General features: G+C 61.8%; 9 protein-coding genes and 1 pseudogene. 3 read left to right on the top strand and 7 right to left on the bottom strand.

Annotated elements, in window-relative coordinates; all coding sequences use genetic code 11:
* The first annotated feature begins 10 nt into the window (after window positions 1-10).
* A complete protein-coding gene (locus tag NKI15_RS25180; RefSeq protein WP_023705673.1) occupies window positions 11-1,030 on the top strand; it encodes a chemotaxis response regulator protein-glutamate methylesterase in 1,020 nt (339 codons plus the stop codon).
* A 64-nt stretch (window positions 1,031-1,094) separates the two neighbouring features.
* Complete coding sequence (locus tag NKI15_RS25175; RefSeq protein ID WP_023669440.1) at window positions 1,095-2,048, top strand: response regulator; 954 nt, start codon at window positions 1,095-1,097, stop codon at window positions 2,046-2,048.
* A 13-nt stretch (window positions 2,049-2,061) separates the two neighbouring features.
* On the opposite strand, the gene NKI15_RS25170 is transcribed toward NKI15_RS25175, so the two are convergent.
* The 5 genes from NKI15_RS25170 to NKI15_RS25150 all read right to left on the bottom strand — a co-directional run bounded on the left by NKI15_RS25170 (window position 2,062) and on the right by NKI15_RS25150 (window position 7,070).
* The gene (locus NKI15_RS25170) at window positions 2,062-2,751 is read right to left on the bottom strand and encodes an RraA family protein (protein WP_023682289.1); all 690 of its coding nucleotides are present in this window, start codon (window positions 2,749-2,751) and stop codon (window positions 2,062-2,064) included.
* Window positions 2,744-3,916, bottom strand: coding sequence for an alpha-hydroxy acid oxidase (locus NKI15_RS25165; protein ID WP_352515027.1), 1,173 nt, complete (start codon window positions 3,914-3,916; stop codon window positions 2,744-2,746). Before NKI15_RS25165 ends, NKI15_RS25170 begins: the two co-directional genes overlap by 8 nt.
* A gap of 68 nt (window positions 3,917-3,984) precedes the next feature.
* Entirely contained in the window at window positions 3,985-4,890 is a 906-nt protein-coding gene (locus NKI15_RS25160; protein WP_352515026.1) for an SMP-30/gluconolactonase/LRE family protein, read from the bottom strand.
* A 647-nt stretch (window positions 4,891-5,537) separates the two neighbouring features.
* On the bottom strand, window positions 5,538-5,942 hold the full coding sequence (locus tag NKI15_RS25155) for an MAPEG family protein (protein ID WP_023682292.1): 405 nt from the start codon (window positions 5,940-5,942) through the stop codon (window positions 5,538-5,540).
* Window positions 5,943-6,137: 195 nt separating this feature from the next.
* Window positions 6,138-7,070: a LysR family transcriptional regulator gene (locus NKI15_RS25150; protein WP_023689456.1), complete on the bottom strand. Its 933-nt coding sequence runs from the start codon at window positions 7,068-7,070 to the stop codon at window positions 6,138-6,140.
* Window positions 7,071-7,162: 92 nt separating this feature from the next.
* On the opposite strand from NKI15_RS25150, the gene NKI15_RS25145 reads away from it, so the two are divergent.
* Window positions 7,163-8,176 carry an NADP-dependent oxidoreductase gene (locus NKI15_RS25145; RefSeq protein WP_352515025.1) on the top strand — a complete coding sequence of 338 codons (1,014 nt, stop codon included), beginning with the start codon at window positions 7,163-7,165 and terminating at the stop codon, window positions 8,174-8,176.
* A 61-nt stretch (window positions 8,177-8,237) separates the two neighbouring features.
* Here the strand turns inward: NKI15_RS25145 and NKI15_RS25140 are convergent, their stop codons facing one another.
* Window positions 8,238-9,407 (bottom strand): SGNH/GDSL hydrolase family protein, encoded by a 1,170-nt coding sequence (locus NKI15_RS25140; protein WP_352515024.1) that lies wholly within the window; start codon window positions 9,405-9,407, stop codon window positions 8,238-8,240.
* Between the two features lie 109 nt (window positions 9,408-9,516).
* A pseudogene (locus NKI15_RS25135) lies at window positions 9,517-9,807 on the bottom strand (alpha/beta fold hydrolase); the annotation flags it as partial.
* Between the last annotated feature and the right edge of the window lie 138 nt (window positions 9,808-9,945).

The raw sequence follows: 9,945 nt of genomic DNA, 5'->3' as shown, positions 1-9,945 counted from the left end.
AAGCCAGCGAATGAGAATCGGCGTAGTTAACGACATGCCGATGGCGGTTGAACTTCTGCGTCGACTGGTTCTGTTGACCGGCGAACATCAGGTCGCGTGGATCGCGACTAATGGGCGTGAGGCGGTCGAGGTCTGCAGACGTGATCTGCCGGATCTGATACTCATGGATCTAGCGATGCCAGAGATGGACGGCGTGGAAGCGACCCGCAGAATCATGGCGGAAACCCCGTGCTCAATCTTGCTGGTGACCGCCAGTATCGAAGCCAACCTCGCCGGCGTCTACGAAGCAATGGGTCATGGCGCGCTTGACGCAGTCGATATTCCGTCAGTGGGCATCGAAGGCAACGCGTCCTCGCAATCCGCCCGGCTTTTGACGAACAAGATACTAACGATAGGCAAGCTGATCGGTGATGCGCCTACCCAGGCAAAAAGGCGGATGTCACGTGCGGCTGAGCCGTCAACTCGACGCCTGATAGCAATCGGCGCCTCTGCGGGCGGGCCGGCTGCCGTTGCCGCAGTCCTGAGCGCGTTTCCCGTTGATTTTGGCGGCGCGATTGTGCTCGTCCAGCATCTCGATGCTCAGTTCGTTCCAGGCCTTGTTGATTGGCTAGGGCAGCATACGCGTCTCCCGATCCGTCCGGCGGGGGAAAGGGATAGCCCTCAAGCGGGCACCGTTCTCGTTGCCAGTTCTGCGGATCATCTGGTTTTCAAGTCAGCTCAGCAACTTGGCTATACGCCCAGCCCCAAGGACAATGTTTATCGGCCGTCCGTAGATGTGTTCTTCGAAAGTGCGGCGCAATGGTGGCCTGGCCCGGTGATTGGTGTTCTGCTCACAGGCATGGGCAGGGATGGTGCGCGCGGGCTGAGACAGCTCCGTGACAAGGGGCATCTCACAATCGCGCAGGATAGAGCAACCAGTGCCGTCTATGGCATGCCGAAGGCCGCCGCCGACATCGGCGCGGCTGTTGATATTCTTCCTTTGGGTGCGATCGGCTCACGTATAATCGAAGCCTGCGAGCGCTCCACGTGAAAGGCCCCTTCCGATGACGCAAGAACCAGAGTTGGTCCCGCCACTCGCAGATAACTATTCATCCATGGTTCTGCTCATCGATGATCAGATCATGGTTTGCGAGGCGGTCAGGCGCGCTCTAGCCAACGAGCCCGATATTTCCTTACACTTCTGCACCGACCCGTTGAGAGCGATGACGGTCGCGGATGAGGTAAAGCCAACCGTTATCCTGCAGGATCTCGTGATGCCAGGGGTCGATGGGCTGCATCTGGTGCGAGAATACAGGAAGCATGCGTCGACACGCGCGGTGCCAGTCATTGTGCTGTCGAGCAAGGAAGATCCAGCCACCAAGGGCGAAGCCTTCGCTGCGGGCGCGAACGACTATCTCGTCAAACTGCCGGATCGTATCGAGTTGATTGCACGCATTCGATATCACACGCGGGCCTATCTGGATCACGTCCAGCGAGACTCGGCACACCGAGCGCTGAGGGAAAGCCAGCGACAGCTGATCAGTGCAAATCTAGAGCTTGAACGTCTGACGCGGATCGATGGCCTGACGGGTCTCGGCAACAGGCGCTATTTTGACGAATATCTGGCGGCTGAATGGAAACGCGCTTTTCGCGCACAGTCCCCACTGTCGCTGTTGATGATCGATGCCGACAACTTCAAACGATACAACGATACCTATGGCCATATGGCCGGCGACGATGTGCTCAAGCAAATCGCCCGCGTAATCCAGAGCGGTTCCGGCCGCTCCACCGATCTCGCTGCGCGGTACGGAGGCGAAGAGTTCGTCATCGTGTTGGTCGACACTATACTGGAACAATCCAGTGCGATCGCCGAGCGGCTCGTCCAGAGCGTGCGGGAGTTGAACATACCCCACGGCCCGGATCGCGTGACCATCAGCGTCGGCGTCGCAACAGCGGTGCCCACCGAGAACGAGACGCCAAACGATTTCGTCAATGCCGCCGATTTGGCTCTGTTTCGTGCCAAATCGGAAGGACGAAATCGTGTTGCGCTTCATATGTCCCGCAGCTAGAGAAGCTCACATCTCAGTCAACGAAGCGCGCCCTGTTCGATTTGAGGACGACCTTGGCAAAGTCGGGCATCTCGAGACCTTGCCGCACCAGGCCATCAAGAGTTTTCTCAGCCGCCCTGATGGCGGAGAGCCGGGCCAGCACAGTCTCAGCCTCCAGGCGAGGCACCACGGCGACACCGTCGCGGTCGCCGACCAGTATGTCTCCCGGCGAGATAGTCACTCCTCCCAGCACCACCGGGAATCCGACCGTGCCTGGACCATTTCGCGCAGGCGAATTCGCAATGACCCCGGCACAGTAAACCGGCAACCCGACCGCCTCGATCCCGACAACGTCGCGCACCAGGCCGTCAGTGATGAAGCCGGCGACCCCCTTGTTGCGCGCCATGCCGAGCACGAGATCGCCAGTTACCGCGGTACCGGCAAAGCTGTCGGTGGCCGCGACGATGACATCGCCACTTGCTGCGGCATCCAGTGCTCCAAACAGGGCGAGGTTGTCGGCGGGACCGCAGTGACAGGTCACGGCGACGCCGACCATCGTCGCAGTAGCTGGCGACAGTGGCTTGATCGCATAATGCAAGGCGCCGCGTCCCCCCATCGCGTCTACGACCTGGCTAACCGGCACGCCCGCAAAAGCACTGATGATTTCTGCTGCGGGCCGTTCGAAACGGCGCTTGATGGTGAGCAGTGGTGGGTCTTCAATCATGTAGCGGCCCCATTCCCTGAACGAACGAAATACAGTCCGGCCCGAGGTCGCGCAGGCTCCGCGCGCCCATCAGTCCCATGACGCGGTCGATTTCCTTGCGGTAGAGTTCGAGCACGTGGCGTACCCCCTCCTCGCCGGCGACCGCGAGCCCCCACAACTGCGGCCGCCCGATCAGACAGCACGAGGCGCCGAGCGCCAGGGCCTTGACGACGTCAGAGCCTCGCCTGATGCCGCCGTCGATAAGCACTGGTACGCGGCCGGCGACAGCCGCGACAACTGCCGTCAACGCGTCCAGGGATGCGGCGGCGCCGTCAAGCTGACGTCCCCCATGATTGGATACGATGATGCCGTCGATTCCTCGGGCTACAGCCTCGGCGGCTTCGCTGGGATGCAGGACGCCTTTCAGCAACAACGGTCCGGACCAGACAGTGCGCAGCCAGTCGACATCGGCCCAGGAGAGTCCGGGATCGAGCATTGCGGCCATCCGGCCCGCCAATGCACCGACCGTCGCCGTATCTCCGGGGCGCGCGTAGTTGCCGAAGGTCAGTTTCGGGAGTCGGGTGCGCATACGAAGAAGCCACGCCGCCTTGGTGGCGGTCGCGAGGGTTCCGGCCACACCGAAGCGCGGCGGGATGGCAAAACCGTTGCGGATGTCGCGTTCACGGTTGCCAAGCATCTGGTTGTCGATGGTGAGCACCAGCGCGTCGTAGCTTGAGGCACGCGCCCGATCCACCATTTCTCGGGTGAAGCCGCGATCGGTGTAGACGAACACCTGCATCCACCGTGGGCTACTTCCGGTGGCTGCTATATCCTCCAGCGTGCAGACGGATCCGTGGCTGGCGCAGTAGAATGTCCCTGCGGCCGCTGCGGCTCGGGCGGCTGCGCGCTCGCCGTCGGGCCAGAACAGCCCAGCCAGGCCGGTTGGCGCGATGCCCAGCGGGATGGCAAGTTTCGCGCCGAAGAGGTTAAGGGAAAGGTCTCGCGTCGTTGCACCGTTGAGCGGTCGCGGCAGAATGGCAACCTCACTGAAAGCTTGCTCGTTCCGGCGCAGCGTTCGCTCATCCTCGGCACCGCCATCGGCGAAGTCGAACACCGGGCGTGGCAAAGTCCGCCGCGCGGCGGCGCGGACCGCGGCCACGCTGTACAGGCGCTTCAACGCCGCCATCGAAGCAGACGATGCCGCACCGCCGGCGCCGGGGTCATCGCCTGTGTTTGAGGCGGACGAGGAGCTACTCACGGTTGCTTTCCGCCGATGCGACCATGATGCGTCGGTCCACCGCCTCCCGGAACACGCACGCAGGAGAGTGTTCCCTCAAAGGAGGGATCGCTGCCGGTCGCCAGCACGCCGGCATTTGTCACCCAAAGCATCTCGCCCGAGAAGACGCAGTTGGTCGTTGCCTTGCCGCAGACGAAGAAACCTTCCGCTGTGCCGTTGGGCTTCAGAACGTGAATGCCGTTGGCGGCAATATCCGTGACATAAAGGCGGCCATCGGCTCCGACCTTCAGCCCGTCCGGGATCGGATTGGGCCCAGGCAAGCGGCCCAGGTCTTCGACGGAACCATCCGGACGCTGCCGCTTGACGCGCCCCGTATAGGACTCCCCCCAAATGATCGAGCCGTCGGCTTCGATCGCCACACCATTGGGGAAGGTCGGCTTGTCGAAGCCGAGAGCAAGGTACGCACTGCCGTCGGGGTTGACGGCAAAGATGTAGCTTGGGTCCGGATTCCCCGGGTTGTATGTGCCGGGATCGCTGAAGATGAGCCGGCCGTCAGCAGCAAATACAAGATCGTTTGGCCCATTGAGCCGAATGCCCGCGACTTCGCTCAGCAGGATTTCCGGCTTTCCGCCTTCGGCAACCCGCTGGATCGATGGCGTCGTCATGTCCGCGGCCCGCCAAGGTCCGGTCGTGCCGCCGTTCTGGCAGACATAGAGCAGGTCATCCGATCCGAGAACGCAGGCGTTGGGCGCTCCGGCAACATACGCGAACTGGCGAGCACTTCCGTCGCGATCTATGGCCGTCAGCTGGCTGCGATAGCTTTCGACGATGACAATTCGGCCATCGGGCAGCACCGTCGGGCCCTCGGGCCAGCCAAGGCCGGTCGCGACAACCTCGACGGCCAGCTTTTCAACCTCGTTCATCGTGCGACCCCCAGAACGGCAGCCTATCAAGATTTGTCGGGTATAATCCAGCCTGGCGGTCTCCGGACCCGGCGACTCAAAGATAGCTAGGCTGACGTGCGCGTTGCTGGGCCCCCCCTAGGCCGGCCCCCCACCCCGGCGCCGGTGAACCCCGACGGGCGGAGGCCTATGGCTACAGCGCGAGCCGATCGGTGTCTACATAGCTCGGTAGCACTGGCTTGCTCCTCCAGGTTGCGTGGCAGGATTAGGTGCTGCTGAGGCCAGGGTGCAAGGACCAAGTGCAGGTGGAGAAGGTTGAATCTCAAGTTCCTCTCCCTCTAACACTCACAAAGTCCAACAATTCTCTGCTCCGCTGCCAGGCGCTCTTGAGCCGAGCGTTTGCAGGGCGTGCGTGTGGCCAAAAGCTGGGGAGCGCCGCAGCGCCCAGGCGTGCAAATTGCTCTCTGAACGCCGATCCTTCTCCGAAGCTGGGGAGTAGCCCCAAAATCCAACAGCAATATCATGCCTCAACGGCGGTTTTGCCACTACCAGTTTGCGGTTCGCTCGCCTGTCAAAAGGGACAGTCTTTCGGGTCACGATCCGGAGTGGGTTTGCCAAGGCTCCCGGAATCGAGGCGGCCCACTTTTGCGTCGGGGCTCCGCCACTCTTCAGATCAACAGCAACCAGCACCAATACGCACCAATCACCATTTGCACAGCGAACGCGGTGAACCTGAGACTGACCGCGAGTTGGCTGGTTGAGACGAGGTGGATCACCGACTGCACTATACGTGCGCCTAACATCGTGGAGGCCAAGGGATCCGTGACATCTGTCTTTGAAATGATGATCGCGACTCCGAGCAGACCTCCGAAGATTGGAAGCCCTTCAATGCAGTTGGCGTGGGCACGGGCTAACCTCCGCATAAACGGGGAGAGGGCTCCGTTATCTGGCGTAAAGCCGTTTGCCGGGACTTGCCCAGAGATCACCAGGTAGCTCCGGATAACTTCCATCACGATCAGCAGGGCCAGCGCCCACGAGATGAAGCCAGTCAATGCGTAAGCACTCGCCGACATGTGCCCTCCCCGTTGCTAGCACTCTAGGTCGTTGTAGCCGATCAACTAATCTAATGCTATTCGACGAGGAGGGGCGGCCTGTAGTGGGGCCGAAACGGAATAGCAGCTTTTGGACGTTGTGCCCGGAATAGCTGCCGTTCAGCCAATCAGCAGTGATTGACCGCTTTCGCCCTTTAGCGACCCTTCCGCGCCAGATCAGTCGATGCTTGAAGCTGCCATTCGCAGAGTGAAAGCGGCGTCGAGCATGGTCAGAAAGGCGCGCACGGCGGGGTTGGCGCGTCGGCTTGCCGGCCAGAGCACGGTGACATTGTTTCGCTCGACCGCGAACGTGGACAGCACTGGGACCAGTTCGCCGCGCTTCACATAGGGAGCCGCCATGAAGGAGGCGCCTATGCCTATCCCACCGCCGGCTGCCAGCATGATGAGCACGGCATCGCTGGCATCGGCGACCACACCGGAATTGGGCACGATCTCGATTTCACGGTCGCCAATCCGGAAGGGCCAGCGAAAGGCCTGGCCTGTGCTCTGATATCGAAGGTTGACGGTGTCGTGCCCTTCCAGGTGATCGGGATGGGTCGGTGTGCCGCGTTCCTCGAGATAGGCTGGCGAGGCGAAGCAGCAAAGCCGATGGGGTGCGAGCTTGCGTGATAGTAGCCGGGTGTCAGCCAGATCACCGATGCGTATGGCGACATCGATCCCTTCCTCGATCATGTCCACCATCTGGTCACCCAGCCTGAGATCGACGATCAGGTTCGGATGGAGCCGACGGAAAGCCGGTAAAGCCGGAGCGATCAGATGCAGTCCGATCGGCAGCGACGCGGCCACGCGCAACGTGCCCGATGGTTCGGAGCGCGCGGTCATTGCCGCCTGCTCTATTTCCTCCGCCTCGCGTAGCAGACGCAGCGCGCGCTCATGCAGGTCGCGCCCTTCGGGCGTGAAGGTGAGCGAGCGCGTTGTACGGGTAAACAGCGACACTCCTAAATGCCGCTCGAGCCGCTGGACGCTCTTGCTGACCGCCGACGGGGAAATCGACAGCGCGCGCGCCGCTGCCGTGTAGCTGCCCAGCGATCCCGCACGCGCGAAGGCGATGATGCCAGTGAGCCGATCCAAAGTGATATGTTCCGCCATGGCATTACTTAACCGCCATCGGCACCGATTATCAACCGGCGGTCATGCCGCTAGATTCGCTCCAATGACATGGATCAGCGGAGATTTCACCAATGAGCTATAAGATGAAGGCAGTCCGTCTGCACGCATTCGGTGGTCCCGAGATGCTGGTGTACGAAGACGCGCCTAGGCCGGGTGTGAAGCCCGGCGAGGTGCTTGTCCGAGTCCAGGCGGCCGGGCTTAATCCGCCCGACTGGTATCTGCGGGATGGCTATCGCGCACTGCCGCCAGAATGGCGACCCAACGCGTCCTTCCCACTGATTCTCGGCACGGACGTGTCGGGCGTCATTGAAGCGGTTGGCGCTGACGTCGCTGAGTTCAGCATCGGTGACGAGATCTATGCAATGGTTCGCTTCCCCGATAACTTGATGACGGGTAGCAATGCCTACGCGCATTATGTCAGTGTGCCGGCATCGCATGTTGCGTTGAAACCAGCCGGCATCGACCATATTCATGCGGCTGGTGCGCCGATGTCGCTTCTGACGGCATGGCAGTTCTTGATCGAACTTGGCCACGACGAGCCGAATCCGTTCCAGCCCTTACCGCATGAGCCGGTGCCCCTCGACGGCAAGACGGTGCTCATCAATGGTGCCGGAGGCGGTGTCGGGCATCTGGCCGTCCAGTTGGCGAAATGGCGGGGCGCGCGCGTCATCGCGGTGGCATCGGCCAAGAACGAGGCGCTGATGCGCGATCTCGACGTGGATCAATTCATCAACTACAAGACAACCGCGGCGGAAGATGTCGTCCGAGACGTCGACCTTGTCCTCGACGCGGTGGGCGGCGCGGACATGGAGCGCTTCTTCCATGTTCTGAAGCCGGGCGGCGCGCTGTTCCTGGTCAACCCACTGGGCTTCGCTGGTCACGAAGAGACAGAGAGGCTGGGGATCACGGTCTCATCCACACAGGTTCGATCCAATGGCGCGCAGTTGGCAAAAGCCGCCCGCCTGCTCGACGACGGCCTTGTGCGTGTCGTCATCGACAGCACATTCCCGCTGGCCGAGGCATCGCGCGCGCATGAGCGTGCCGCCGACGGCAGTATTCAAGGCAAGATCGTGCTGGCCGTCTGAATTGTTGCTTTCAGTCCGACCGACCATCGGGAGTGCAGACGATCGGGCGGGATTACGCCGTTTAGCCGACGAAGACCACCAACCGACGTCCGGCTGAATCGTGCTCGACTACAAGTGCCGCGATGGCTGCCGCGATCTTCGCGCCGCCTTGCACTGACGGTTCGATAGGATTGGCGAAGTCCGCGTCCTCATTCGATACCAAGCGCAGGTCGACGAGCGGCAAACCGCGCGAGAACGCCGCCCGGGTGATGACGTCGTTGAGGACCGTCAGGGCAGTTGCGGCAAGTCTACGACGCTGTGGGTCGGGAAAGCGCGCCTCGTAGATCGTACAGACAGCGGTGGGTAGGTTTTGGCCCAGCGCCCCCTCGAGCATCGTACAGTAGTCGTGCTCGAATTCCTCCCGGATATCGCTGATCCTGTCCAGAACCTCGGCCACCGAACAGGCACCCTGCTCCAGAATCCCTGCATGACGAAGAGCATCATTGCCACCGACGCTGACGACAAGATGGCTAGCATCCTGGGGGAGCCGTTCAAGCTGCCGCTCGACGCCGCTTGTGACGGCGCCGTCGACGGCGTTTAGCGTTGCACGCCACCCCTCCGGCAAGCGCTCCCGCAGCTGCCGCACTACGTCGGGCCCGCGCGCGACATAGGCAGCGTTGTCAAAGATCGAATCCCCGAGAAGGACGACGTGTGGCATCGGATGCTCCGTTGAGGCCTCTGCCAATGCTGCATCAGCAGAGGAGGTAAGGTGGTGGCTTGTGACCGCGGCAGCGAGCACGGTCAGGAGATCACGGCGAGTTCTGGCCACCTGCAGAACGGAACGGCATCTCAGCCGTCCAGGAACGCCAGAAGCGCGGCATTCACCGCGCTGGCCTCTTCGCGCTACCCAATGCGTCGCCTTCTCGAACGTCTTCAGGCCCCGATCGTTGCAAAGGGCCAGACTGCGCTCGGCCAGGCCATATTCCAGAGCTTGGTCCTGCATCCCCCACAGTACAAGGGTCGGCGTCGTGATCCGCTCCTTCAGGCTTGGGCGGAAGCGCAGCGCCCGATACCAGTTGAGCATGCCTGTCAGCGCCCCCGGCTGTTCCCAGGCCTGCCGATACTCTGCGATTTCCTCCGCCGTGAAGGCATCTGTTCGGCTGGATTTGATGAGCGCCCGTGCCAGCAGAGCCGAGCGCCCCGCCCCCAGAAAAGCCTCCGGCAGCAAGGGGAACTGGAAGAAGGGCCGCATAGCTGCTCCGCAGGAACTGGGTCGGAGATCGCAAGGCAGGGGCAAGCAGCACCTCGGGATGGGGCGCGTTCAGGATGACGAGCCTTTCCAGGCGGTGCGGCAGCTTTGCGCCTGCCGCCCAGGCGACGATACCGCCGCAGTCAGGACCGAGGAGGTGAAACCTTCCGATGCCGAGCGCGTCGGCGATGGCAACGACATCGCCGACGAGCTTGGGGAGCGTGTATTCACGGATGGCTTTCGGCTTTTCACTGGTGTTGTAGCCCCTCTGGTCGGGAACGATGACCCGGAATCCAGCGGAAGCGAGCGCATCGATCTGCCGTCTCCAGACGATCCAGAAGTCGCCGGGAGCAGTCTGTCCCGGTCCAGCCGCTAGGCTGGCAGCAGCGGAGGCGTCGATCAAAGTTAATATCTCGCGGAGTTGACGAGGAGTTCTGATAAGCAAGTTTCAATTTCGCGCTTTTTCCCGCAAATTCGAGAGCGTGAGGAATTGAAACCATTCGTTGATTAATCAGGCGTTTTCGCCGGCCTGTCACGCCGG

The sequence above is a fragment of the Mesorhizobium sp. M0862 genome (assembly GCF_040319795.1).
In the GTDB taxonomy this organism is placed as follows: domain Bacteria; phylum Pseudomonadota; class Alphaproteobacteria; order Rhizobiales; family Rhizobiaceae; genus Mesorhizobium.
Note: the sequence above shows the minus strand (reverse complement) of the source record. Positions and strands in the feature narration are given on the sequence as shown.

What these genes read in the sequence shown, in the direction of transcription:
- NKI15_RS25180 (WP_023705673.1), top strand. Translation starts at nt 11, where the DNA reads ATGAGAATCGGCGTAGTTAACGACATGCCGATGGCGGTTGAACTTCTG.
- NKI15_RS25175 (WP_023669440.1), top strand. Translation starts at nt 1,095, where the DNA reads ATGGTTCTGCTCATCGATGATCAGATCATGGTTTGCGAGGCGGTCAGG.
- NKI15_RS25170 (WP_023682289.1), bottom strand. Translation starts at nt 2,751, where the DNA reads ATGATTGAAGACCCACCACTGCTCACCATCAAGCGCCGTTTCGAACGG.
- NKI15_RS25165 (WP_352515027.1), bottom strand. Translation starts at nt 3,916, where the DNA reads ATGGCGGCGTTGAAGCGCCTGTACAGCGTGGCCGCGGTCCGCGCCGCC.
- NKI15_RS25160 (WP_352515026.1), bottom strand. Translation starts at nt 4,890, where the DNA reads ATGAACGAGGTTGAAAAGCTGGCCGTCGAGGTTGTCGCGACCGGCCTT.
- NKI15_RS25155 (WP_023682292.1), bottom strand. Translation starts at nt 5,942, where the DNA reads ATGTCGGCGAGTGCTTACGCATTGACTGGCTTCATCTCGTGGGCGCTG.
- NKI15_RS25150 (WP_023689456.1), bottom strand. Translation starts at nt 7,070, where the DNA reads ATGGCGGAACATATCACTTTGGATCGGCTCACTGGCATCATCGCCTTC.
- NKI15_RS25145 (WP_352515025.1), top strand. Translation starts at nt 7,163, where the DNA reads ATGAGCTATAAGATGAAGGCAGTCCGTCTGCACGCATTCGGTGGTCCC.
- NKI15_RS25140 (WP_352515024.1), bottom strand. Translation starts at nt 9,407, where the DNA reads ATGCGGCCCTTCTTCCAGTTCCCCTTGCTGCCGGAGGCTTTTCTGGGG.